Source organism: Enterococcus sp. 12F9_DIV0723 (assembly GCF_002174375.1).
Lineage (GTDB): Bacteria > Bacillota > Bacilli > Lactobacillales > Enterococcaceae > Enterococcus_A > Enterococcus_A gilvus.
On the sequence record NZ_NIBK01000001.1, the window covers coordinates 1,705,017 to 1,731,078 of the forward strand.

Annotated in this window: 23 protein-coding genes; 21 read left to right on the plus strand and 2 right to left on the minus strand. The window is 41.3% G+C overall.

The window, feature by feature from the left end; translation table 11 throughout:
- Positions 1 to 59 precede the first annotated feature (59 nt).
- Together alaS and cls are read left to right on the plus strand one after the other, a co-directional pair.
- Complete coding sequence (alaS, locus tag A5868_RS08130) at positions 60 to 2,693, plus strand: alanine--tRNA ligase (RefSeq protein WP_086303818.1); 2,634 nt, start codon at positions 60 to 62, stop codon at positions 2,691 to 2,693.
- A gap of 312 nt (positions 2,694 to 3,005) precedes the next feature.
- On the plus strand, positions 3,006 to 4,466 hold the full coding sequence (gene cls, locus A5868_RS08135) for a cardiolipin synthase (RefSeq protein WP_086303817.1): 1,461 nt from the start codon (positions 3,006 to 3,008) through the stop codon (positions 4,464 to 4,466).
- Here the strand turns inward: cls and A5868_RS08140 are convergent.
- Positions 4,461 to 4,847 (minus strand): ribonuclease HI family protein, encoded by a 387-nt coding sequence (locus tag A5868_RS08140; RefSeq protein WP_010780791.1) that lies wholly within the window; start codon positions 4,845 to 4,847, stop codon positions 4,461 to 4,463. The genes cls and A5868_RS08140 overlap by 6 nt on opposite strands.
- 35 nt (positions 4,848 to 4,882) lie before the next feature.
- Here A5868_RS08140 and A5868_RS08145 point away from each other — a divergent pair, with 35 nt between their 5' ends.
- A complete protein-coding gene (locus A5868_RS08145; RefSeq protein WP_086303816.1) occupies positions 4,883 to 5,305 on the plus strand; it encodes an EbsA family protein in 423 nt (140 codons plus the stop codon).
- Positions 5,306 to 5,386: 81 nt separating this feature from the next.
- On the opposite strand, the gene A5868_RS08150 is transcribed toward A5868_RS08145, so the two are convergent.
- Complete coding sequence (locus tag A5868_RS08150) at positions 5,387 to 5,587, minus strand: cold-shock protein (RefSeq protein ID WP_086303815.1); 201 nt, start codon at positions 5,585 to 5,587, stop codon at positions 5,387 to 5,389.
- Between the two features lie 174 nt (positions 5,588 to 5,761).
- Between A5868_RS08150 and A5868_RS08155 the strand changes: the two genes are divergently transcribed.
- The 18 genes from A5868_RS08155 (at position 5,762) to pyrE (ending at position 25,807) form a co-directional block, all read left to right on the plus strand.
- Positions 5,762 to 7,435, plus strand: coding sequence for a formate--tetrahydrofolate ligase (locus tag A5868_RS08155; RefSeq protein WP_010780788.1), 1,674 nt, complete (start codon positions 5,762 to 5,764; stop codon positions 7,433 to 7,435).
- A 182-nt stretch (positions 7,436 to 7,617) separates the two neighbouring features.
- Complete coding sequence (argC, locus tag A5868_RS08160) at positions 7,618 to 8,649, plus strand: N-acetyl-gamma-glutamyl-phosphate reductase (RefSeq protein WP_086303814.1); 1,032 nt, start codon at positions 7,618 to 7,620, stop codon at positions 8,647 to 8,649.
- A 20-nt stretch (positions 8,650 to 8,669) separates the two neighbouring features.
- The gene (gene argJ / locus A5868_RS08165; protein ID WP_086303813.1) at positions 8,670 to 9,863 is read left to right on the plus strand and encodes a bifunctional glutamate N-acetyltransferase/amino-acid acetyltransferase ArgJ; all 1,194 of its coding nucleotides are present in this window, start codon (positions 8,670 to 8,672) and stop codon (positions 9,861 to 9,863) included.
- Between the two features lie 38 nt (positions 9,864 to 9,901).
- Positions 9,902 to 10,651 carry an acetylglutamate kinase gene (gene argB, locus A5868_RS08170; protein WP_086303812.1) on the plus strand — a complete coding sequence of 250 codons (750 nt, stop codon included), beginning with the start codon at positions 9,902 to 9,904 and terminating at the stop codon, positions 10,649 to 10,651.
- The gene (locus tag A5868_RS08175) at positions 10,648 to 11,793 is read left to right on the plus strand and encodes an acetylornithine transaminase (protein ID WP_086303811.1); all 1,146 of its coding nucleotides are present in this window, start codon (positions 10,648 to 10,650) and stop codon (positions 11,791 to 11,793) included. Before argB ends, A5868_RS08175 begins: the two co-directional genes overlap by 4 nt.
- Before the next feature lie 269 nt (positions 11,794 to 12,062).
- Positions 12,063 to 12,764 carry a CBS domain-containing protein gene (locus A5868_RS08180; protein WP_086303810.1) on the plus strand — a complete coding sequence of 234 codons (702 nt, stop codon included), beginning with the start codon at positions 12,063 to 12,065 and terminating at the stop codon, positions 12,762 to 12,764.
- A 2-nt stretch (positions 12,765 to 12,766) separates the two neighbouring features.
- Positions 12,767 to 13,228, plus strand: a complete 462-nt coding sequence (gene lspA / locus A5868_RS08185; RefSeq protein WP_010780782.1) for a signal peptidase II — start codon at positions 12,767 to 12,769, stop codon at positions 13,226 to 13,228.
- A complete protein-coding gene (locus A5868_RS08190; protein ID WP_010780781.1) occupies positions 13,221 to 14,129 on the plus strand; it encodes an RluA family pseudouridine synthase in 909 nt (302 codons plus the stop codon). Before lspA ends, A5868_RS08190 begins: the two co-directional genes overlap by 8 nt.
- A gap of 215 nt (positions 14,130 to 14,344) precedes the next feature.
- The gene (gene pyrR / locus A5868_RS08195) at positions 14,345 to 14,884 is read left to right on the plus strand and encodes a bifunctional pyr operon transcriptional regulator/uracil phosphoribosyltransferase PyrR (protein WP_086303809.1); all 540 of its coding nucleotides are present in this window, start codon (positions 14,345 to 14,347) and stop codon (positions 14,882 to 14,884) included.
- Positions 14,885 to 14,919: 35 nt separating this feature from the next.
- A complete protein-coding gene (locus A5868_RS08200) occupies positions 14,920 to 16,191 on the plus strand; it encodes a solute carrier family 23 protein (RefSeq protein WP_086303808.1) in 1,272 nt (423 codons plus the stop codon).
- A gap of 42 nt (positions 16,192 to 16,233) precedes the next feature.
- On the plus strand, positions 16,234 to 17,160 hold the full coding sequence (locus tag A5868_RS08205; RefSeq protein ID WP_010780778.1) for an aspartate carbamoyltransferase catalytic subunit: 927 nt from the start codon (positions 16,234 to 16,236) through the stop codon (positions 17,158 to 17,160).
- A 13-nt stretch (positions 17,161 to 17,173) separates the two neighbouring features.
- The gene (locus tag A5868_RS08210) at positions 17,174 to 18,454 is read left to right on the plus strand and encodes a dihydroorotase (protein ID WP_086303807.1); all 1,281 of its coding nucleotides are present in this window, start codon (positions 17,174 to 17,176) and stop codon (positions 18,452 to 18,454) included.
- 4 nt (positions 18,455 to 18,458) lie between these two features.
- On the plus strand, positions 18,459 to 19,538 hold the full coding sequence (locus A5868_RS08215; RefSeq protein ID WP_010780776.1) for a carbamoyl phosphate synthase small subunit: 1,080 nt from the start codon (positions 18,459 to 18,461) through the stop codon (positions 19,536 to 19,538).
- On the plus strand, positions 19,539 to 22,721 hold the full coding sequence (gene carB, locus A5868_RS08220; RefSeq protein ID WP_086303806.1) for a carbamoyl-phosphate synthase large subunit: 3,183 nt from the start codon (positions 19,539 to 19,541) through the stop codon (positions 22,719 to 22,721). It begins immediately after the preceding gene.
- A 52-nt stretch (positions 22,722 to 22,773) separates the two neighbouring features.
- Positions 22,774 to 23,544: a dihydroorotate dehydrogenase electron transfer subunit gene (locus A5868_RS08225; protein WP_086303805.1), complete on the plus strand. Its 771-nt coding sequence runs from the start codon at positions 22,774 to 22,776 to the stop codon at positions 23,542 to 23,544.
- Positions 23,544 to 24,461, plus strand: coding sequence for a dihydroorotate dehydrogenase (locus A5868_RS08230; protein ID WP_010780773.1), 918 nt, complete (start codon positions 23,544 to 23,546; stop codon positions 24,459 to 24,461). The genes A5868_RS08225 and A5868_RS08230 overlap by 1 nt, the downstream gene beginning before the upstream one ends.
- Positions 24,461 to 25,177, plus strand: a complete 717-nt coding sequence (pyrF, locus tag A5868_RS08235) for an orotidine-5'-phosphate decarboxylase (RefSeq protein WP_087654145.1) — start codon at positions 24,461 to 24,463, stop codon at positions 25,175 to 25,177. Before A5868_RS08230 ends, pyrF begins: the two co-directional genes overlap by 1 nt.
- Positions 25,178 to 25,807 (plus strand): orotate phosphoribosyltransferase, encoded by a 630-nt coding sequence (gene pyrE / locus A5868_RS08240; RefSeq protein ID WP_087654146.1) that lies wholly within the window; start codon positions 25,178 to 25,180, stop codon positions 25,805 to 25,807.
- Positions 25,808 to 26,062: the final 255 nt, after the last annotated feature.

Sequence of the window (26,062 nt, forward strand, 5' to 3'; positions counted from 1 at the left end):
CGAGTTTTCGTCCTTGAATGCAATGGTAGTTTTTATTTTTTGAGGAAAGAGGAGAACAAATGAAAAAATTAACCAGCGCTGAAGTGCGCCAAATGTTTTTAGATTTTTTTAAAACCAAAGGACATATGATTGAACCGAGTGCGTCACTTGTCCCTGTAAATGACCCGACGTTACTATGGATCAATTCAGGTGTCGCTACCATGAAAAAATACTTTGACGGAAGTGTCGTACCCGAAAATCCTCGGATTGCGAATGCACAAAAATCGATTCGGACAAATGATATCGAAAATGTTGGGAAGACTGCCCGTCATCATACGATGTTCGAGATGTTAGGCAATTTTTCTATCGGAGACTATTTTAAGGTCGAAGCAATCGAATGGGCCTGGGAATTCTTAACATCACCAGACTGGATTGGTTTTGAGCCAGACAAACTTTATGTCACTGTCTATCCAGAAGATAAGGAAGCTAAACGTATCTGGTTAGAAGAAGTAGGAATCCCTGCGGATCATGTAGTGGAGATTGAAGACAATTTTTGGGATCTCGGTGCTGGTCCAAGTGGTCCTGACTCAGAAATTTTTTATGATCGTGGAGAAGAATTCAATGATTTAGCCCAAGACGATCCAGAAAATTATCCCGGTGGAGAAAACGAACGCTATTTAGAGATTTGGAACTTGGTATTTTCTGAATTCAATCATACTCCACAAGATACTTATGAACCGTTGCCTCATCAAAACATTGATACTGGTATGGGACTAGAACGGATGGTCTCAATTATTCAAGATGCACCTACGAACTTTGAAACAGATTTATTTCTACCTATCATCAGTAAGGTGGAAGAGCTAAGCAGTAAAAAATATGGTACTGATAAGCAAATGGATATCTCGTTTAAAGTAATTTCGGACCATATTCGCTCATTGGCCTTTGCGATCGGCGATGGTGCATTGCCTTCAAACGAAGGGCGTGGTTACGTTCTTCGCCGTCTGCTGCGTCGTGCAGTGATGCATGGTAAAAAACTAGGTGTTGATCAGGCTTTCTTATATAAATTAGTACCAGTCGTTGGTGAAATAATGGTTAGCTACTACCCAGAAGTTAAACAGCAAGAAGCGTTTATCGAGAAAGTAGTTCGTACGGAAGAAGAACGTTTCCATGAAACAATTAATGATGGATTGACCATGTTGAATGACGTATTGGCTGACCTAAAAGAGAAAAAAGAAACGACTCTAGACGGTAAAGTGATTTTCAAACTATATGATACGTTTGGATTCCCGGTGGAACTGACAGAAGAAGTAGCAGAAGACGAAGGATTGAAAGTGGACCACGAAGGGTTTGAAGTAGAGATGCAGGCGCAAAAAGAACGCGCGCGTGCTGCTCGTACAACAGAAAAATCAATGGGTGTTCAAACAGCTTTGTTAGGCGATATCAAGGTAGACAGTCAATTTGTTGGCTATGATCATTTAGAGGTTGAAAGTAAATTACTTGTAATTTTAGAAGACAATGAGCTTGTTTCTTCTGTAAAAGAAGGTGAAGCACAAGTAATCTTTGCTGAAACGCCGTTTTATGCTGAAATGGGTGGTCAAATTGCTGATAAAGGTGTGCTTGTTGATAATGAAGGGCATATCATTGCAAACGTAATAGATGTTCAAAAGGCACCGAATGGTCAAGCATTGCACACTGTGGACGTTCTTGCTTCACTAGAAGAAGGAGCAACCTACTTCTTGCAAGTCAATGCGGCATTTCGGAATAAAGTAATCAAAAATCATACGGCTACCCACGTTTTACACAAAGCTTTGAAGGAAGTTTTAGGCGATCATGCAAATCAAGCGGGTTCGTTAGTAACGGATACGCATTTACGTTTTGACTTCACACATTTCGGACAAGTGACAACGGATGAATTGAAAGAAATGGAAAAAATTGTAAATCAAAAAATTTGGGAAGCCATTCCTGTTGTGACGATCGAAACTGACATTGATACTGCTAAAAATATGGGGGCAATGGCCTTATTCGGTGAAAAATACGGTCGTGACGTTCGTGTAGTAAATATTGGCGACTGGTCAATTGAATTATGCGGGGGCACACACGTCATCAATACAGAGGATATTGGGCTCTTTAAGATTGTATCTGAATCTGGAATTGGTGCTGGCGTTCGTCGTATTGAAGCTTTAACAGGCAAAGAAGCCTATCTAGCATTCCGTGAAGAAGAAGAACAGTTGGTACAAGTTGCCCAAATCGTGAAGTCTCCTCAGATTAAAGAGGTAGTCAGCAAGACCGAGCAACTCCAACTGCAATTAAGAGAACTTCAAAAGGAAAACGAACAATTGGCGACAAAATTGGCTAATCAACAAGCCGGCGATGTCTTCAAGGATGTTAAGGAAATCAATGGGACTTCCGTAATCACTGCTCAAGTTAGCGTAAAAGACATGAATCAATTGCGTCAATTAGCAGACCAATGGAAACAAAAAGCCTTATCAGATGTTTTAGTACTTGGAACTGTTCAAGGCGAAAAAGTAAACCTATTAGCTGCTATGAGTCCAGCTGCAAATGAAAAAGGATTGAAGGCTGGCGACTTGATTAAAGCAATCGCTCCAAAAGTTGGCGGCGGCGGCGGCGGTCGTCCAGACATGGCCCAAGCGGGCGGTAAGAACCCGGCAGGTTTGTCCGACGCGTTAGAAGAAGTAATCAACTGGCTAGCTTAATTATTTAAAAGTTTAACAGACAGCACTCTATGAATGCCTGTCTCTTATACACATCTAGATGTGTATAAGAGACAGCTCTATGAATGCTGTCTGTTTTTTTCGATCATTCACCGTTTAACAAGAATTTTATTGACTTATAAGTAGATGTAATTTGAAATTAAATGGTTTAAATTATAAAAAAAGTGTTTTTTTAATGGGATGAACAAGTGAAACTGAAAAAAATCATGTTTAGACAGCGTGTTTCTTTTAAAGTATTCCACGATTATGTATAATCGAAAGGAAGATTTATTTTTTTTGAAAAGAGGGGACCACTTGGGAATTATTGAGCAAATTATCTTTCTTATTTTTATCGCCAATGCTATAGGGGCGATTATCACCGTTTTCCGTAAACCACGGAATATTACTACAATTTGGGCATGGCTTTTGACCTTAATTTTTTTACCGGTCATTGGGTTTTTGATTTACGCTTTTTGTGGGCGAGGAATTGACGGGGAAACGATGTACCGTTTTGAGCAAGAGGATGAAAAAAAGATAAAAGAAATCAACGAAATCATCCAGCAAGACAACCGTCACGTGGACTATAACGAGCCCGAACAATTGTATCCAGCAGCAACGTCGCTAGTCAAATACTTTAAAAACTTAGATGAGTCGCCGCTTGCGATTCGAAATGAGGTTGAATTTTTCTTAGATGGTACAGAAAAATTTGAGCACTTGTTTCAGGATTTACGCAAGGCTCAAAGCTCGATCCACGTTGAATACTATGCTTTTTTTAATGATCGAATCGGAAATCGCTTTATGCGTATTTTGGAAGAAAAAGCAACAGAAGGTATTGAAGTACGAATGATCTATGATCCATGGGGCTCGCCAAAAACAAATAAAAAATTTTTTGAAACGCTGATTCAAAATGGTGGAAAAGTCACACCGTTTATCACCTCTAAAAATATTTTAGCTAAAACTCGCTTAAACTATCACTTGCATCGAAAAATAGTGGTGGTGGACGGACAAATCGGATGGACCGGTGGTTTCAACGTAGGTGATCAATATCTGGGGGAGTCAGAGCGTTTTGGTAAATGGCGGGATACACATGGTCGAATTGAAGGAACGGGGAGCTTCACTTTGCAGGAAGTCTTCATTCGTGACTGGAATGCATCTGTCTCTAATAAAGCAGACCGGATGGCTTATTTGCCGGAGTATTTTATGCTGCCCCAACGCCAAATTAAAAAAGGCGTCCCAATGCAGATTGTAGCAGATGGTCCTGATTCGAGCGAACAGATTATCAAAGATGGCTTTGTTCGCTTAATTTTAGCGGCTGAAAAAAGCGTGTGGATTCAAAGCCCGTACCTTGTACCTGATGAAACGATGATTTCAGCGATTTTAATTGCTGTCCGCTCGGGCATTGATGTTCGAATTATGATTCCTAACATGCCGGATCATCCATTTATTTATCGCGCAACTCAGTATTATGCGAATTATCTGCACCAGCGCGGCGTAAAGATCTACCATTATGCAGATGGATTCATTCATTCTAAAACAATTGTTGTTGATGATGAATTAGCCACTTTTGGTTCAACAAACCAAGATATTCGTAGCTATGAATTAAACTTTGAAGTGAGCAGCTTCATCTATGATCCAGAAATTGCGCAGTTATTCCGCAAAATTTTTGAAGAGGACATGGAAGATTGTATCGAATTAACAGATGAAATGATTGCCAATCAATCTCACTGGTTGAATTTCAAGCAACGTTTCTCTCGCTTACTATCACCCGTTTTATAACTCTTTACGTAAACCTTGGCGGGCAAGATTGTCCGCCCCTTTATTTTTGGCTTCAGGAATCCATTGAAGAATCAATAATGGAAAAAGTGGCGCAAGTTCATTAAACTCTGATAAATATGGTAAGAAGAGCTTGTTTTTTGTTTGTCCTTGGTCTAAAATTTTTATTGCGGTTTTACTATCTGAATAGAGCAAAACAGATTGGTCATTTAGTTGATGATCAACTAAATAGTTCAATGCGTAAAGAATGACAGCAAGCTCAGCCTGATGGTTATTTTTTTCTGTCATTGGAATTGCCAACTGTTTTTGTTTATCAGAAATAATAACGATGCCGCCGCCGCTTCTTTCTAAATTTGTGGCTGCATCGGTAAAAATTTTTAACATTATCATCATCCTTTTTTTAGAGTAGGAGTATACAAATGAAAAAAAAGCGCTATTTTTGGCAGCCTGAGCTATCAATTAGCATTATTTATTGGTCAATCACTTTTATCATTCTTTTTTATGGATTGATTTTGACGTTGGAAAAAACGCATCCTTATCTAAAGGGCAATATTTTCATCGGACTGTTTCTTTTATTTGGTGTTGTTGGTCTTCATCGCTATTTAACGATGGACGAATCGGGTATAAAAATTCGCTTTGCCAGAGTCTGGCGTCGTGAGACCGTTCTTAGAGAGCATATCGATTTTCTAATTCTTTGTAAAGATGGTGTGATCATCCAACGAAAAGGACTCAGTGGTGCATCTTTTCATTTCGCCATGCGAAAAAAAAGAAGGACAGCATTTATCAAAGACTTTAAAGCATTCTATCCTGAGATTGAGGTAAAAGAACATACTGAAAGCTAACGGCTCGTAAATTTATTGAATTAACAAGATAGCTAGCATTACTAAATAAACGAAAAGATCAGCCGCAACTGATCTTTTCGTTTATTTCTTTTTTACGTGAGCTGCTTGCATTCCGCGAGCACCTTCTACAATCACAAATTCAACTTCGTCTCCAGGTTCCAACGTTTTGAATCCCTCATCCTCAATAGCGGTGAAGTGAACAAAAACTTCTTGATTTTCTTCGTAGGTAATAAATCCATACCCTTTTTTCTCATCAAACCATTTTACAGTGCCTTCATTCATTAAACAACACCCCTTTGTCATTGCTGGTTTTATTATACGTGATGGAAACGAAAATTGCGAATCAATAAGATTCCCAGATCTAAGTGCTGTTTTTCTCGAAAAAATTCGTTATAATAAGAAGGAACGAATAAAAAAGTATGTTTTTCTGAGTAACGTTCGGGAAAGGGAGTTTTTATGAAATCTGATATCGAAATATCTCAAGCAACAACTTTAGCATCAATTACTGAAGTTGCGGAAAAAATCAATTTATCCTTTGATGATCTTGAACTACATGGTAAATATAAAGCAAAAATTGAGTTTGATGCTTTAGAACGGATGAAAAAGAACCCAGAAGGAAAACTAATCCTTGTGACGTCTATCAACCCTACTCCAGCCGGAGAAGGTAAATCAACAGTAACAATTGGTTTAGGAGATGCATTAAATAAAATCGGTAAAAAAACAGTAATTGCATTGCGTGAGCCTTCCTTAGGTCCAGTTATGGGGATCAAAGGGGGAGCGACTGGCGGCGGCTATGCTCAAGTGCTGCCAATGGAAGATATCAATTTGCATTTTACCGGAGATATGCACGCAATCACAACGGCCAATAATGCTTTATCAGCCTTATTGGATAACCATATTCACCAGGGAAATGAATTGAATATCGACGCGCGTCGTGTGATTTGGAAACGTGTCGTCGATCTTAATGACCGTGAGTTACGACACATCACTGTTGGCTTAGGTGGGCCGATCAATGGAGTTCCTCGTGAGGACGGTTTTGACATCACAGTTGCTAGTGAAATCATGGCAATTCTATGTCTTTCCACAGGCATCGATGACTTAAAACGTCGTCTTTCAAATATTGTTGTAGCCTATACATTTGATCGCGAACCGATTACGGTAGGAGACTTAAAAGTCGAAGGAGCTTTGGCGCTTGTTTTAAAGGATGCGATCAAACCCAACCTCGTACAGACAATCTATCAGACACCTGCTTTTGTTCATGGTGGCCCATTCGCTAATATCGCTCATGGATGCAACAGTATTTTAGCGACACGAGCTGCATTACATTGCGGCGATTATGTTGTCACTGAAGCAGGGTTTGGTGCTGATCTTGGTGGTGAAAAATTCCTAGATATCAAAGTTCCCAGTTTAGGGAAAGCTCCAGACGCTGTGGTCATCGTTGCCACAATACGTGCACTGAAAATGCATGGAGGGGTGGCTAAAACAGACTTAAGTGCTGAAAATTTGGATGCATTGAAAAAAGGCTTCAGTAATCTGGCTAAGCATATTCGCAACATGAGAAAGTACGGATTGCCGGTTGTTGTAGCAATCAACGAATTTATCAGTGATACAGATAAAGAGATTGCGCTACTGAAAGAGCTTTGCCAACAAGAAGATGTTAAGGTTGAGTTAGCAAGCGTATGGGAAAAAGGTCCAGACGGTGGCATCGAGTTAGCTGAGACTGTAGTAGAGACTATTGCCAAAGAAGAAAACAACTTTCATTCGATTTTCAGCAGAGACCATGATGATCTTAGCGAGAAAATTGAAACGATTGTACGTGAAATCTATGGCGGAAACGACGTAATCTATAGTAAGAAAGCCCAACAGCAATTAGCCAGCTTTAAGAAATACGGATGGGACCGTTTGCCAGTATGTATGGCTAAAACACAGTATTCTTTGTCAGACGATCCAAGTAAATTAGGCGCGCCAATCGATTTTGATGTAACGATCAGAGAATTCGTACCTAAAATCGGTGCCGGATTCGTTGTGGCTTTGACAGGTGATGTTATGACAATGCCTGGATTACCAAAAAAACCCGCAGCATTAAATATGGATGTTGACAATGACGGCAATGCCGTTGGCTTATTCTAGAATTTTCATTTGATAAAAAGAGCAAGCACTCATTAGAAAGGAGTGTTTGCTCTTTTTTGTATATCAAAAATAGACGAAATTATTTATAAAAAACCATTGACTTGTATAAACACTCCACGTATAATCATCAGAAATAGCAGTGTTCTAATCGTATTATTATGCAACTGCAAGGAGGGATTAATATGAACGTTTCGATTATCGGGGTGACAGGCTATAGCGGAATAGAATTGGTACGCATCCTACTACAGCATCCAAATGTAACAATCAGTTCGATTCACAGTCACTCTCAAAACGGTAAAGATATTGATGAATATTTGCCGCATCTTAATCGTCTATTGGACCTTCCTTTAGAACCTATAGATCCTATTAAAATTATGGAAAAGGCTGACCTTGTTTTCTTTGCTACTCCTTCAGGGATTTCGAAGGAAATTGCAACAGTTTTTATAGAAGCAAATTTTCCAGTGATCGATCTTTCAGGGGATTTTCGTTTAAAGGCGAATGGGCAATATGAAAAATGGTATAAAAATTCAAGCGCACCCTACGAAATTTTACAAGACGCTCATTACGGATTGGCAGATTTTTATGCAAGTCCCTCTTCAAACTTGATTGCTAATCCTGGTTGTTATGCAACAGGAACTTTACTTTCATTAGCCCCATTAGTGCAAGAGGAAATCATTGAGGAAAACTCCATCATCGTGGACGCGAAGTCGGGCCTATCGGGAGCAGGGAAAAATTTATCGGAATCAAGCCATTTCGTAAACAGCAATGAAAATATGACACTTTATAAAATGAATAGTCATCAGCACATTCCGGAAATTATGCAGCAACTAAAGAAATGGAACACGCATATCCCAGCGATTCAGTTTTCAACCTCATTGATTCCAGTGACGCGAGGAATCTTTATTACGACTTATGCACGGAGTAAGGAAAAACTGACCCAAGAAACGCTTTTGAACTTATTTCAACGATTTTATCAATCGAAACCTTTTGTTCGAATGCAAGAGCAAAATAGTTATCCTAATTTGCGTCAAATTATCGGTTCAAATTATTGTGATATCGGGGTCGCTTACAACGAAGTCACGAATATCATTACTGTTGTCACTGTTTTAGACAACTTGGTTAAAGGAGCGGCTGGACAAGCTGTTCATAATCTCAATCATTTAGCGGGCTGGCCAGAAACGACTGGATTGAAACTAGTCCCTATTTACCCTTAAAAAAGTCGGAGAGTGAAAATATGAATGTCATTGAAGGAACAATCGCCAGCCCAAAAGGATTTTTAGCTGCTGGATTACACGCAGGATTAAAAAAAGAAAAGAAAGATTTAGCTATGATTTATTCAGTGATACCGGCAAATGCTGCGGCGGTCTATACGACGAATCAAGTTAAAGCAGCGCCGATTTATGTTACGAAAGATGCAATGTTGGATCATCAAATCCAAGCAGTCATCGTCAATTCCGGGATTGCCAATGCTTGTACTGGGAAGATCGGACTGGAAAACGCAAAGAAGATGCAAGAGTTTGCAGGAACTCATCTTAAGATACCCCAGGAAACGATCGCTGTTGCTTCGACTGGCGTCATTGGTAAGCAATTACCGATGGAAATAATTGAAGCGGGAATCGATAAAATTGACCTAGAAAGTCAAGAGTCCTATGCCTTTCATGAGGCGATCTTGACGACAGATACAAGTACAAAGGAAATCGTAGTAGAAGAAGAAATCAATGGTCAGATCGTCACAATGGCCGGTGTGGCAAAAGGATCAGGGATGATTCATCCGAATATGGCAACAATGCTGGCCTTTATTACGACAGATGCACAGATTTCCAGTGACCTTCTACAGGAAATTTTAGCAGATAAAACGGAGACAACCTTTAATCAGATTACTGTGGATGGTGATACTTCTACCAATGATATGGTCTTAGTTATGGCAAATGGATTAGCAGAAAATCCCATTATTGAAAAAAATACAGATGCTCACGAAAAGTTCGTTGCGATGCTTCAATTAGTGAGCGAGACATTAGCAAAAATGATCGCAAAAGATGGCGAAGGGGCAACAAAATTGATTGAAGTTCAAGTAAAAGGTGCGATGAACGACAGTGAAGCTCGTCTAGTAGCGAAGAAAGTAGTCGGTTCAAGCTTAGTAAAAACGGCGATGTTTGGTGAAGACCCCAACTGGGGCAGAATCATTTGTGCTGTAGGGTATGCCGGATCGCATACTGATCCGGAAAAGATCAATATGTGGATCGGAGATCAGCAATTATTGAATCATAGTCATCCGCAAGAATTCGACGAAGTTGCTATGAAGAAAACCTTGGAACAAGAAAAAATTTGCATCACTGTGGATTTGACGATTGGCGAAGCGATGGGAAAAGCTTGGGGTTGCGATCTAACGTACAAATATGTAGAAGTCAACGCTTTGTACCATACGTAAACAAACAAAGATATTAAAGGGATAAAGGAGCGAGTAGAATGAGTAAAATTGTCGTAAAGATTGGCGGTGTCGCCAGTGATAATCTAACGACCGATTTTTTTAAACAGATTCGGCAGTGGGAGACACAAGGGCATGAGATCATCATTGTTCATGGTGGCGGCTATTACATCACAGAAATGATGGAGCGCTTAAATATTCCTGTATTGATCAAAGATGGTTTACGGGTTACTACGGAACAGGCGCTAAAAGTGACTCAAATGGTCTTGATTGGTCAAGTACAGCCAGCTATTACGACTTTGTTCCAGCAGAATGGATTTGCTACGATTGGACTCAACGCTTCTTGTGATAATTTGATTCAAGGGCAAGTTATCGATTATGAAAAGCTAGGCTATGTCGGTGAAATTACGGATGTCAATCCTGCTTCTGTCGAGAACGTCCTTAACAAAAATTATATTCCGATTATCGCTCCGTTAGGGATGACAGTTGGTGGGCAATGGTTGAATGTTAATGCGGATGATACTGCATGCAAGATCGCAGAAGCAATTGGTGCTGATGCACTCTTTCTATTAACGGATGTTCCAGGTGTGAAGTACTCTGATCAATGGCTTGAAAAACTATTTGTTTCTGATATTGAACAATTAAAGATAGAAAAAGTCATTTCAGGCGGAATGATCCCTAAACTTGAGAGTGCTATTAATGCTCTTGAAAATGGTGTATCAAAAGTTCATATTACAAACTGCATCGAAAAGGACGGTACAGTGATCACAAAGGAGGAGGTTTTTGCATGAGTCATTTGTTTCCCAACTACGCTCGTGATTCAATTGATCTTGTTGATGGCTCAGGCAGTTACGTGTACGATCAACAAGGAAACAGGTATTTAGATTTTATGAGTGGTATCGCCGTCAGCAATCTTGGTCATAAGCATCCGGTAGTCACAAAGGCGCTGGCGGATCAGGCGGATAAGATTTGGCATAGCTCTAATCTCTATTCCAGCAATTTACAAGAATCTCTTGCTGAAAAGCTGACAGCAGAAAAAGATTACTTAGCCTTTTTCTGCAATAGTGGAACTGAGGCAAATGAAGCAGCGATCAAATTGGCTAGAAAAGCGACAGGACGACCGAATATTTTAAGTTTTGAGCAGTCTTTCCACGGCCGTACATACGGTGCATTGAGCGCGACAGGTCAACCGGCGTTACAAGAAGGTTTTTTTCCGATCGTTGAAGGTTTTAATTATCTTCCTTACAATCAGCTTGAGCCCTTAAAAGAACACTTGAACGAAAATGTTGCCGCAGTCATGCTAGAGGTTATCCAAGGTGAAGGAGGCATTGTACCAGCTGAGGAAAAATGGTTGCAAGCTGTAGAGCGTCTGTGCAAAGAAAACGGTAGCCTATTGATCATTGATGAGATTCAAACAGGGATGGGGAGAACAGGAACCTTTTTCGCGTTTGAACAGTATCAGATTGAACCAGATATCATCACTATTGCCAAAGCCTTAGCCAATGGGATCCCTGTAGGTGCAATGTTAGGAAAAGCAACACTTGGCACAGCTTTTGGCCCGGGTTCTCATGGGACAACGTTTGGCGGAAATAATCTAGCCATGAACGTCGCAAATGCAGTTGTGTCGGAAATTGATCAACCCAACTTTTTAAATTCAGTAGCGGAAAAGGGCAATTTCTTGATGGAAGCATTGTGTTCGATGAAAGAGCATTCGAGCAAGGTACTCGACATACGTGGGAAAGGCTTAATGGTAGGCATTGAGCTTGATTCTACTGAAACACTGCAGTGGGCAATACAAGAATTAAAGAAGCAAAACCTGCTAGCAATTAAAGCGGGGAAAAATGTTTTACGCCTATTACCGCCTTTAACAATTTCTCAAGAGGAACTGGCGAATGGTATAACGATCATACAGTCTGTATTGCATCAATCCTAATAAAAATTTTTTTATCAAAGCAACCTCAGTCCTTTCAAAATACTGAAGTTGCTTTTCGTATGTTTAAATAAGTATCTTTTGATGACCGGTGCTCTTTACAACTACTTGTCTGACCTTATTTGCAGGTTCACAGAATTCGAGACTAAAGTATGGATACCCTAAACTGTGTTAAAAGAACATTCTTGATTTCTTATGCCTCAGACTTTCCAATGGACATTTTTTCACTTATACTGGAGCTATCGGATTTTTAAAAGAAAAGGAGCAGCTGAATGGGCGAACGAGCAGAGATCTTTTTGAGTACCTTCAATCGGATTGAAAAGGAATTGAAACGACAATTAGGAAATCCGGCAAATATGGGTTTCAGCGAAGCGGTGCGCCGGCTGTCAAAGCGTCATGACAATTTGATAGGAGACAGTGAGAATGATTTGCTTCAATTGGCACAGCTGCGTAATGCCATCGTTCATGACCAGGTCGCAGATGACTTTGTCATTGCAGAACCAAATGAATGGGCGGTCACACGTATTAAGCAAATCGAAGAAAATCTCTTGCGTCCTGAAAAAGTTTTACCGCGCTTCGAAAAAAATGTTACGGGATTTGAACGAAATCTTCCACTTAAAGAGATCATGAAAATCATCACTGAGAAACGATTTTCTCAATTCCCAGTGTATGATAAAGGAGAATTTATGGGGCTGATCACACTTCGGACCATTGGATTCTATTTTGCTCAAGCTAGCTTAAATGGATCGTTATCACTTGAGGGACGAGTAGCTGAGGATCTATTGTTGGGAAATGGCAAACGATCCAATTTTAAGTTCGTTTCTGGTGACACAAAAGTTTCTGAAGTGGAAAAAATGTTTCATACAGAAGGCCTTTTAGAAGCAATTTTAATCACGAAAAATGGAAATTCTGATGGCAATCTCTTGGGAATCATCCGTCCACGTGATATTTATATACAAGAAGGGGAGCAATAGGCTTGTTAGTTATTTACTTATTAATCAGCGCGGGAATCATCGCGCTGGATCAATGGTTCAAGTGGTGGATCGTAACTCAGTTTAACTTTGGAGACAGTCAAACCATCATTCCTAATGTGTTATCTTTAACGCACATACGAAATACAGGAGGCGCGTTTAGTTTATTTGAAGGACAGCAACTATTTTTTATTGTAATCACAATCGTTGCAGTAATTGCCGTTCTCTATTATTTAGTGAAGCATTTAAATGAAAGCAAGTGGCTTACTTTCGGATTGAGTTTCTTTTTAGCCGGAGCTATTGGGAATTTTATTGATCGTTTTCGCTTGGGATATGTCGTAGATATGTTCCGTTTGGATTTTATTAACTTTCCAATTTTTAATATCGCTGATATGGCATTGGTCGTCGGCGTAATCATGATTTTTATTTATATTTTAATAGATGAGAGAGATAAGAAAAATGGATAATCAAATCGAAGTTATTGTTAAAGAAGAAAAGGGCCGAATTGATAAGGTGTTGAACGAACGATTGACTGATTACTCACGGTCGCAGATTCAGCAATGGATCAAAGAGCAGCATGTGTCGATCGACGGAAAAGTCATCAAAGCGAATTACAAAGTCAGTGCTGGGGATCACGTATTGATTGAAATCCCTGTGCCTGAAACCTTAGACCTTGTACCTGAAAATATGAATCTGGAAATCGTTTATGAAGATGAAGATGTCGTCGTGGTGAATAAACCACAAGGCATGGTGGTTCATCCTTCGGCAGGCCATCCTAACGGCACACTGGTTAATGGGCTGCTATATCAAATCAAAAACCTTTCTACGATCAATGATGTTGTTCGTCCAGGGATCGTCCACCGTATCGACAAGGATACTTCTGGATTACTAATGGTGGCGAAGAACGATCGTGCCCATGAATCTTTAGCTCAACAATTAAAGGATAAAACATCTTTAAGAAAATATGTCGCGCTAGTCCACGGCGAGATTCCTCACGAAAAAGGGCGAATTGAAGCACCTATTGGTCGTTCAAAGGTGAATCGCAAAATGCAGGCGGTGATTGAGGGAGGCAAATCCGCAGTTACCCATTTTGAGGTTTTAAAACGATTTGAAGGGTATACTTTGATTGAACTGCAACTGGAAACTGGACGTACGCATCAAATTCGTGTTCATATGAATTATATTGGTTATCCTGTTGCTGGAGATCCATTATATGGACCGAAAAAGACATTAAAAGGCAACGGTCAGTTCTTGCATGCTAAATTGTTAGGGTTTGAACATCCTACAACAGGTGAAAACATGGTTTTTGAGGCACCGCTTCCTGAGATTTTCAAAAAAACTTTGAAACAGTTACAAGAAAAAGATTGATTTCTCAAATGAGGAATAGTATAGTGTCTGTAGTAAGAAATAAATAACTGAATAGAGATCCTTTAAGAGTAGTCCCGTGAGGCTAAGAAGGAAGTAGATAGTCGTTTGAACTAGGTGCGCCTAGGTGAACACTATCATTTTGACGAAGTCGATAACATTCCTCCTACCTAATTACGGGTAGGAGTTTTTTATTGTAAAAATAAGGAGGAAACAGGATGTACAAAAAAGAGGTTGTAGATGAAGTAACAATGAAACGCGCGTTAACTCGAATCACGTATGAGATCATCGAACGCAACAAAGGGGTTCAAGATATCGTCTTGATTGGGATTAAAACTAGAGGAATCTTTATTGCTCAGCGTATTGCTGAACGGTTGAAACAATTAGAGCATATCGAAGTGCCTGTCGGCGAACTAGATATCACGTTATATCGTGACGACAAAAAAGCGCAAGAAGATGAACCAGAATTGCATTCTTCAGATATTCCATTCTCGATTGAAGGAAAAGAAGTCATCTTAGTTGACGACGTATTGTTCACCGGCAGAACAATTCGGGCAGCACTGGATGCAGTTATTGATTTGGGACGTCCTAACCGGATCTCATTGGCAGTCTTAGTAGACCGAGGGCATCGCGAATTACCGATTCGAGCTGATTATGTCGGAAAGAATATTCCTACCGCTTTAACGGAAGAAATTATCGTTGAAATGGAAGAGAATGACGGACAGGATCGTATTTTGATTCAAAAAGAAGAAGATTAAAATTACAGGTTAGACACTAGAAAGAGGAAGTTTTCATGCAAGAGTTTCACAATGATGACGTTGTATTAGATATTCACGACCGTCCAAGTGCGGGGCACTGGGTCGGGTTAAGTATTCAGCATTTATTCACAATGTTCGGCGCAACGGTTCTAGTACCGATTTTGGTTGGAATCAACCCTAGCATCGCGTTGGTAAGTTCAGGATTAGGAACGATAGTCTATCTAACAGTGACAAAAGGAAAAATCCCTGCTTATCTAGGCAGCAGCTTTGCCTTTATTGCGGCGATGAAATTACTGATGAAAAGTGATGGATATCCGGCAGTAGCACAAGGTGCATTGACCTGCGGATTGGTTTACCTGATCGTTTCCTTCATTATAAGAAAAATCGGTTCTGGCTGGTTGGATAAAATTTTGCCGCCGATTGTTGTAGGTCCTGTTGTAATGGTCATCGGTTTAGGGTTAGCCAGCAATGCTGCACAAAACGCTATGTACAATAACGGGGTATACAGTTTTAAATACGTGATGGTGGCCTTGATCACTCTAGCTTTGACAATATTCTTCAACATGTTCTTTACAGGATTTCTAGGCTTGATTCCGATCCTTCTGGGTATCATCGGGGGATACATCACAGCTATGATTTTCGGCATCATTGATTACCAACCGATTATTGACGCAAAGTGGTTGGCGATGCCGGCTTTCAGTGTGCCTTTTGTCAGCTATCAGCCCAAATTGTATATCAACGCGATAACCACGATGGCACCAATCGCCTTTGTAACCATGACAGAACATATCGGTCACTTAATGGTACTGAATAAATTGACCAAACGAAATTTCTTTGATGATCCGGGTCTGGATCGCACATTGATGGGAGATGGATTGGCCCAAATCGTTGCGGGGTTTGTTGGCGGTCCTCCAGTAACAAGCTATGGAGAAAATATCGGTGTGCTTGCGATCACTCGAGTCCACAGTGTCTTCGTCATCGGAGGCGCAGCCGTGTTCGCAGTCTTACTAGGATTTGTAGGAAAACTGAGTGCGTTGATATTAAGTATTCCTGGACCAGTTATTTCAGGAATCAGTTTCATCTTGTTTGGAGTTATTGCTGCAAGTGGATTGAAGATACTAATTGAGAATAAAATCGATTTTGACCGTAAGAAAAATTTGCTGATTGCCTCAACGATTTTAGTTATCGGGATTGGCGGATTGGTCTTCGAGGCGGGAACCTTCACTTTGTCAGCAATGGCTCTTGCAACAGTCTTAGGAATTATCTTGAACCTGATCTTACCGGATCAGGCACGAAGTGAAAAATAAAGAATCAACGCACGTTACTTAGGAATTAAAGGAGGAAAATTCATGATCATCCAGTCTGAGGAAATTAGTCTGAAGCATTTATTGACGGTCGAAGCGCTCACTGACCAAGAGGTGATGGGTCTGATTCACCGAGCACAGCAGTTCAAGCAAGGCGCACGATGGACACCCCATAAGGATCAATACTTTGTCTCTAATCTTTTCTTTGAAAATAGCACACGGACGCATAAGAGTTTTGAAGTGGCAGAGAAAAAACTCGGACTGGATGTCATTGACTTTGATGCCAAAACCAGCTCTGTTCAAAAAGGGGAAACATTATACGACACAGTTTTAACAATGTCCGCATTGGGTGTTGACGTGGCGGTCATTCGCCATGGGGATGAAAATTATTATGATGAGCTCATCCAAAGCAAAACGATCCAATGCTCCATCGTCAATGGGGGCGACGGCAGCGGACAGCATCCGACACAGTGCTTACTTGACTTGATGACGATTTACCAAGAATTTGGACGATTCAACGGATTGAAAGTAGCAATTGCTGGAGATATCACCCATTCTCGAGTTGCCAAATCAAACATGCAAATGCTAAAGCGGCTAGGTGCAGAGGTCTTTTTCTCTGGTCCAGAGGAATGGTATGACGAGAGCTTTGATGTGTACGGCACCTATCGACCGTTAGATGAGCTTGTTCCTGAGGTAGATGTCATGATGCTTCTACGGGTACAGCACGAACGGCACGACGGGCAAGAAAGTTTTTCTAAAGAAGAGTATCACGAAAAATACGGATTAACGATTGAGCGTGGAGGACGTTTAAAGAACCGAGCAATCATTATGCATCCTGCACCAGTCAATCGTGACGTTGAAATTGCGGATAGCTTAGTAGAAAGTTTGCAATCGCGAATCGTTCCGCAAATGACGAATGGTGTGTTTATTCGTATGGCTATTTTAGAGGCAGTACTAAGAGGAAAATCGTAAAGGGGCAGAGACTATGAAAACATTAATTAAAAATGGAAAAATCGTAACGAAAGACAATCAAATGATGGCATGCGATCTTTGGTTAGAGAATGGTATCATCTCGGGTATCGGAAAAGACTTTTCAGAAATCACGTTTGATCAAGAGTACGATGCAAACAATCAATTAATTACACCAGGCTTAGTTGATGTACATGTTCATTTACGAGAACCTGGCTTTACGTATAAGGAGACAATCAAGGATGGTTCAAAATCAGCTGCTCGAGGTGGATACACAACAGTCTGTGCGATGCCTAATTTGAATCCTGTCCCAGATACGGTAGAAAAATTCAATGAAGTATTAGCGATTATTGAAAAAGATGCGGTGGTTAAAGTCCTTCAATATGCGCCGATTACCGAGGAGCTTCGCAGTGAGAAGCTGACGGATCAAAAGGGGCTGAAGGCTGCTGGCGCTTTTGCCTTTACTAATGACGGTGTGGGGGTTCAGACAGCGGGTACAATGTACTTAGCTATGAAAGAAGCCGCAGCCAACAACATGGCGCTAGTTGCACACACTGAGGACGAATCTCTGTTGTTCGGTGGTGTGATGCACAAAGGAGATATCAGTGAAAAATTAGATCTACCAGGAATACTAAGCGCCACCGAATCTTCTCAAATTGCCAGAGATTTGATTTTGGCGGAAGAAACCGGTGTGCATTACCATGTCTGCCATGTGTCAACAAAAGAAAGTGTCCGCGTAATTCGCGATGCCAAAAAAGCAGGCGTTCATGTAACAGCGGAAGTTTCTCCTCACCACTTGATCTTAATCGATGAGAATATCCCTGAGGACCACGGGTATTGGAAGATGAACCCACCATTGCGAGGTGTAGACGATCGTGAAGCTCTTATTGAAGGCTTACTTGACGGAACAATCGATTGTATCGCCACGGATCACGCACCACACGGATTTGAAGAGAAAAATCAAAGCTTCTTGAAAGCACCATTCGGGATTGTCGGCAGCGAGACAGCCTTCCAATTAATTTACACACACTTTGTTGAAACAGGACGCTTTACATTGGAACAAGTGATCAATTGGATGGCAGTCAAACCGGCTGAGATATTTGGAATGACTGCAGGTACACTAAACATCGGACAACCAGCAGATATCGCGATATTTGATCTAAGTCATGAAGAAGAAATCGATGACAAAAAATTTGCATCACTAGGAGTGAACACCCCTTTCACTGGCTGGCCGGTCAAGGGTGCAACACTGATGACCTTCGTGGATGGTCAGTTGGTATACAACAAGGAGGACTAAAACGTTGAAAAGACTTTTAATTTTAGAAGACGGTACAGTATTCGAAGGTGAAGGATTTGGTGCGGAAGCCAATGTCGTAGGCGAAGTCGTCTTCACCACTAGTATGACAGGGTATCAGGAAACAATCACCGATCAAAGTTTCAACGGACAAATCATTACGTTTACCTATCCTATGGTAGGAAATTATGGTGTAAACCGTGATGATTATGAATCAATCGCACCAACCTGCAAAGGCGTGATTGTAAAGGAACATGCGCGATTAGCCAGTAATTGGCGGAAACAAATGACGCTAGACGAATTTTTGAAACGTAAAGGAATTCCTGGCATTGCAGGTATCGATACACGAGCGTTAACAAAGAAATTGCGCAATGTTGGAACAATGAAAGGCAGTATCGTTGACCCAGCCGATCAATTGGAACACTCCTTTGATCAACTAAAAGCAACAGTCTTACCAACGAATCAAGTTGCACAGGTTTCAACAGTCACACCTTATCCAAGTCCTGGTGTCGGCCGCAACGTTGTGGTCATTGATTTTGGATTGAAGCATAGTATCTTGAGAGAATTGTCACGCCGAGAATGCAATTTAACAGTAATGCCCTATAACACGGATGCACAGACGATCTTGGATCTTTGCCCAGACGGTGTCATGCTGACGAACGGACCAGGAGACCCTAAAGACGTCCCTGAGGCAATAGAGATGATCAAACAAATTCAAGGAAAAGTGCCTATTTTCGGAATTTGCCTCGGACATCAGCTATTCTCATTAGCAAACGGTGCGGATACGTATAAGATGAAGTTCGGTCATCGCGGATTAAATCATCCTGTAAGAGAAATCGCGACTGGACGAATCGACTTCACTTCTCAAAATCACGGATTTGCAGTAGATGAAAAAACGATCGACCCTGAAAAATTAATGGTTACCCATGTGGAAGTCAATGATGGGACGATCGAGGGTGTTCGTCACCGCAACTATCCAGCTTTTAGCGTTCAATACCATCCAGACGCTGCGCCCGGTCCACACGACGGTGTACATTTATTTGATGAATTTATGGAAATGATGGATGCATGGAAGGAGCAAGCATAAATGCCAAAACGAACAGATATTAATAAGATCATGGTGATTGGTTCTGGACCAATCGTGATCGGACAAGCCGCGGAATTTGATTACGCCGGCACACAAGCTTGCTTGGCACTAAAAGAAGAAGGGTACGAAGTTGTCTTGGTCAACTCGAATCCAGCAACGATCATGACGGATAAAGAAATCGCGGATAGCGTTTATATTGAACCAATTACTTTAGAATTTGTCTCCCGCATTTTACGTAAAGAACTGCCTGATGCGATTCTGCCAACACTTGGCGGACAAACAGGCTTAAATATGGCAATGGAGCTCGCCGACTCAGGCATCTTAGATGAGTTGAAGATTGAACTGCTAGGAACAAAATTGTCAGCAATCGACCAAGCTGAAGACCGTGACTTATTTAAGCAATTAATGGAAGAGCTGAACCAGCCAATCCCTGAATCAGAGATTGTCAACACTGTCGAAGAGGCGGTCGTTTTTGCCAACACGATTGGTTATCCTATCATCGTCCGTCCAGCCTTTACATTGGGCGGAACTGGCGGCGGCATGTGTGACAATGAGGATGAGCTTCGGACAGTTGCAGAAAATGGCCTTAAGCTTTCTCCAGCAACTCAATGTTTAATAGAAAAATCGATTGCCGGCTTTAAGGAAATCGAATACGAAGTAATGAGAGATTCGTCTGATAACGCAATCGTAGTATGTAACATGGAGAATTTCGACCCGGTTGGTATTCATACAGGTGATTCCATCGTATTTGCCCCCAGTCAAACGTTGTCTGACTATGAATATCAGATGTTGCGAGACGCATCATTATCAATTATCCGAGCTTTAAAAATCGAAGGCGGATGCAACGTTCAACTAGCACTCGATCCTCACAGTTTTAATTATTATGTAATCGAAGTGAATCCCCGCGTGTCTCGATCATCAGCCTTAGCAAGTAAAGCTACAGGTTATCCAATCGCGAAGCTCGCTGCAAAAATCGCAGTAGGATTAACACTGGATGAAATGAAAAATCCAGTTACCGAAACGACATACGCGGAATTTGAACCTGCCTTAGACTATGTGGTAGCCAAAATCCCCCGCTGGCCTTTCGACAAATTTGAAAGCGGCGAACGAGTGCTTGGCACACAGATGAAAGCAACCGGCGAAGTGATGGCGATCGGTCGTAACATCGAAGAATCTCTACTGAAAGCTGTCCGTTCGCTTGAAATTGGAACATACCATGCAGAATTACCTGAGTTAAGTGAAGTGACAGATGATGAGCTGACAGAAAAAATGGTCAAAGCTCAGGATGATCGTCTGTTTTATCTAACAGAAGCAATTCGACGTGGCTACTCAATCGAAGAAATCAATGAGCTGACAAAAGTAGACTTGTTTTTCTTAGATAAATTACTTCATGTGGTGGAATTAGAAAACGCCCTCTCACAGAATAAAAAAGATGTCGACCTACTAAAAAAAGCCAAACAAAATGGCTTTGCGGATATAAAGATCGCCCAACTTTGGGATATGACCGCAAGTGACGTTCGGAAATTTCGAACTGCAGAAAAAATCCTTCCTGTATATAAAATGGTTGATACCTGCGCAGCGGAGTTTGAATCTCAGACTCCTTATTTCTACAGCACATATGAGTTTGAAAATGAAAGTGTCCGCTCAGAAAAGGAATCTGTTTTAGTTCTTGGTTCGGGGCCCATCCGTATCGGACAGGGAGTAGAATTTGACTATGCAACGGTTCACTCGGTAAAAGCAATCCAAGCGGCGGGCTACGAAGCAATCATCATGAATAGTAACCCAGAAACAGTATCCACAGATTTCTCTGTTTCAGATAAGCTCTACTTTGAGCCATTGACTCTGGAAGATGTGATGAACGTAGTGGAGTTAGAGCAGCCGATCGGTGTTATCGTACAATTTGGCGGACAAACTGCAATCAACTTAGCAGAGCCTTTAGTTAAAAATGGTGTGAAAATTCTAGGAACAACGATCGAGGATCTAGACCGAGCGGAAGATCGTGATCAATTTGAACAAGTCTTACAAAGTTTATCGATCCCACAACCACCAGGGGATACAGCGACAAGTGCTGAAGAAGCGGTGATAATTGCTGAAAAAATTGGTTATCCGGTATTGGTCCGTCCAAGTTATGTCCTAGGCGGTCGGGCGATGGAGATCGTTGAAAATCAATCGGATTTGGAAGATTACATGGCGCATGCAGTAAAGGCTTCTCCTGAACATCCGGTTTTAGTCGATCGTTATTTGATTGGTAAAGAGTGCGAAGTTGATGCGATCTGTGACGGTGAAACGGTTTTGATCCCAGGAATTATGGAACACATCGAACGAGCTGGAGTCCATTCGGGAGATTCGATGGCTGTTTATCCGCCACAAACCTTCTCTAAAGAGCTAAAAGCGACAATCGAGGAATATACACGACGCTTGGCATTAGGTATGAACTGTATTGGAATGATGAATATTCAATTCGTTATTCACAACGATGAGGTCTTCGTCATCGAAGTAAACCCTCGGGCTAGCCGTACGGTGCCGTTCTTGAGCAAAATCACGAATATCCCAATGGCTCAAATTGCAACAAAAGCTATTTTAGGACAGAGTTTGAAGGAATTAGGATACGAAGATGGACTGTATCCTGAAAGCAGCATGGTCCATGTGAAAGCACCCGTTTTCAGCTTCACGAAGTTGCAAAAGGTTGATACTTACTTAGGCCCTGAAATGAAGTCAACAGGAGAAGTGATGGGGTCTGATCGCAGTCTAGCCAAAGCACTCTACAAAGCTTTCGCAGCATCTGGTCTGCACTTGCCAGATTTTGGGGCTGTCCTGTTCACTGTCGCAGACGAGAACAAAGTTGAAGCCTTAGAATTAGCAAAACGGTTCAAGGATGTTGGTTATAGCTTGATTGCAACAGCCGGAACAGCAAAATTCCTAGCTGAGAATGGGCTGAACGCTAAGACGATCGCTAAAATATCAGAATCAGACGAACACAATGTGATTGATTTAATTCGCACCGGGGAAGCACAGGTAGTCATCAATACGATGGACAAGAATCGACAAAATGCATCAGAGGACGGCTTCATCATTCGTCGGGAGGCTGTGGAGCACGGAGTTCCATTGTTCACCTCCCTAGATACAGCAGATGCTATTTTACGAGTGATGGAATCACGCGCATTTTCAATCCAAGAAATTTAATTCTTGCAGAGTGGGGCATGGCTTCACTCTGCCGATTTATAGGGAGGCCATTATGAAGCAGGAAATGATGACGATCGTTCGTCAACAAGAATTAGCACCGAGAATCTATGAGCTGGTTTTAGCAGGAGAATTAGTCAAAGAGATGGCGATGCCTGGTCAGTTCTTGCATATTCGTGTGCCGAGAAGTGATTTACTATTGCGTCGACCTATTAGTATCAATCAGTATGATTCAGAAAAAGGAACATGCACAATCATTTATCGTGTTGAAGGTGACGGTACAAAATATTTTTCTGAAATGGCTGTTGGCATGAAGCTAGATGTTATGGGTCCGCTTGGGCATGGCTTTGAAATCAATGATCTAAATGCTGGAGATACCGCGTTTGTTGTCGGAGGAGGAATCGGCGTTCCGCCGTTGTACCAGCTCTCGAAAGAGTTGACGGCAAAAGGGGTTCGAGTCATTCATTTTCTCGGTTTCGGAACACAAGAAGTGGTTTATTTTGCTGAAGAGTTCCAAGAATTAGGGGAAACACATTTTTCTACGGACGATGGCACATTTGGTATTCAGGGGAATGTAGGAAATCTACTGTTGTCAGAAAAAGAGCAGCCAGATGCGGTCTTTGCTTGTGGAAATAACGGCTTATTGAAAACAGTCGAACAACTTTACTCCGAAGTGGAGAATGTTCAGCTTTCATTAGAATCTCGGATGGCATGCGGAATGGGAGCCTGTTACGCCTGTGTCTGTCATGTTCCTGAGGATGAAAATAAAAGTGTTAAAGTATGTGAAGACGGGCCCGTTTTCAAAGCAGGGGAGGTCATTTTTTAATGAGTATTGCAGTAAAATTACCTGGATTAGACTTGAAAAATCCTATTATGCCAGCAAGTGGCTGTTTCGGCTTCGGCAAAGAGTACGCGGACTACTATGACTTGAACCAGCTAGGAGCCATCATGATTAAAGCGACCACACCTAAACAACGCTTTGGAAATGCAACGCCTCGTGTGGCTGAAACAACCAGCGGGATGTTGAATGCGATTGGATTACAAAATCCGGGTATGGAAGTCGTGTTGAAAGATATTTTACCCGATTTAGAAAAATATGCAGAACTTCCTATCATTGCAAATGTAGCCGGGGCTTGCGAGGAAGACTATGTGGAAGTATGCGCTAAAATAGGCGATGCGCCGAATGTTAAAGCAATCGAATTGAATATTTCTTGTCCAAACGTTAAACACGGCGGGATCGCTTTTGGAACTGATCCAGAAGTCGCCTATCGTTTGACGAAGGCAGTCAAAGAAGTCGCTAGTGTGCCTATTTACGTCAAATTAAGTCCAAACGTTACGGATATCGTGCCAATTGCCAAGGCAATCGAAAAGGGTGGAGCAGATGGCTTTACCATGATCAACACCTTATTAGGTATGCGGATTGACTTGAAGACGCGTCAACCTATCTTAGCAAATCGTACTGGCGGACTATCTGGTCCAGCAATCAAACCAGTTGCGATTCGATTAATCAATCAGGTAGCTGCAATCAGTGAACTGCCGATCATCGGAATGGGCGGGGTTCAAACCGTAGACGATGTGCTGGAAATGTATATGGCTGGAGCTAGTGCTGTTGCAGTTGGAACAGCGAACTTCACCGATCCCTATATTTGCCCAAAATTGATTAAAGAGCTGCCAATTCGGATGGCAGAGCTAGGCATCGACTCATTGGAACAGTTACGGCAAGAAGTTCGAGGAGGTTTCTAATGGAGAAAAGACCAATTATCGCTTTTGATTTTGCTTCAAAACACGAAATTGATGCTTTTTTAACGCATTTTCCAAAGGATGAAAAACTATTTGCAAAGATCGGTATGGAACTTTTTTATCAAGAAGGGCCAACGATCGTTCACGAATTACGTTCACAAGGGCATGATATATTTCTTGATCTAAAATTGCATGACATTCCAAATACGGTCCAAAAAGCGATGCGTGGTATTGCTAAAATGGGGGTCAAAATTACAAATGTTCATGCAGCTGGAGGCGTAGAAATGATGCGCGCGGCGAAACAAGGGTTGTCAGAGGGAACAAAAGAAAATCAAGCAGTACCTGAGCTGATTGCGGTGACGCAGTTAACCTCTACTAGTGAAGAACAAATGCATGAAGATCAATTGATCAGCGTTAGTCTGCAAGAGAGCGTTCTTCATTACGCGGAATGTGCAGAAAAAGCAGGATTGGATGGGGTCGTGTGCTCAGCGCATGAAGTGAAAAAAATCCATGGGAAAACCAATCAACAGTTTATCTGCCTAACACCAGGAATTCGGCCACAGGGCACTAGCGTAGGGGACCAAAAGCGCGTAATGACTCCTGCAAAAGCGCGTGAAATTGGTTCAAATTATATCGTAGTTGGAAGACCTATCACTCAAGCAGAGGACCCTTACCAGAGCTATTTACAAATCAAACAAGAATGGAACGGTGAAGCATAAATGATCGCAGAACAAATCGCTAAAGATTTATTATCAATTGAAGCAGTTTCCTTGAGTCCTGATGAACCATTTACGTGGGCTAGCGGCTTGAAGTCACCGATTTACTGTGACAATCGAGTAACCATGAGCTATCCAGAAGTTCGTCGCGCAATTGCACAAGGGCTAGCTGCGAAAATTAAAGAAGAATTCCCAAATATACAGGTTATTGCTGGAACAGCAACAGCAGGAATTCCCCATGCAGCTTGGGTTGCAGAAATTCTTGATCTGCCAATGGTTTACATCCGCAGCAAAGCCAAAGATCACGGCCGCGGCAATCAAATTGAAGGTCGGATTACAGAAGGGCAGAAAATGGTTGTGATCGAGGATTTAATTTCAACTGGCGGAAGCGTATTGGAAGCAGCCGAAGCGGCAACGCGTGAAGGAGCAGACGTTTTAGGCGTCGCAGCAATCTTTACTTACGAGTTGGCTAAAGGAAAAAATAATTTTGAGGCAGCAGCGATGCCATTAATAACTTTAACAAATTATTCTACCTTGATTGAAGCTGCGTTGAAAGAAGACTATATCAATCATGAGCAACTTGAATTATTAAAAAAATGGCGCAAAGAGCCTGAAAACTGGCTGAATAATTAAAAATCATTCGAATAAATAAACCCTTGTTTGTTAGAAATATTCTAATAGTCAAGGGTTTATTTTTTAGTGAAAAAAATTTGTCTTTAAAGAAGTATATTAGAAGCCGAAAAGGATTTTTAATGGTATATTATTTTCAGAAGTTTTTTTGAAAAGAGGCTATAAAATGTATGAGAATTTTTTAAGTAATACCCGTTTGAGAAGATTCACAGTTTTAGCATTAGTTATCTTTGTTTTATTTTTAATTAAAGATTTTAT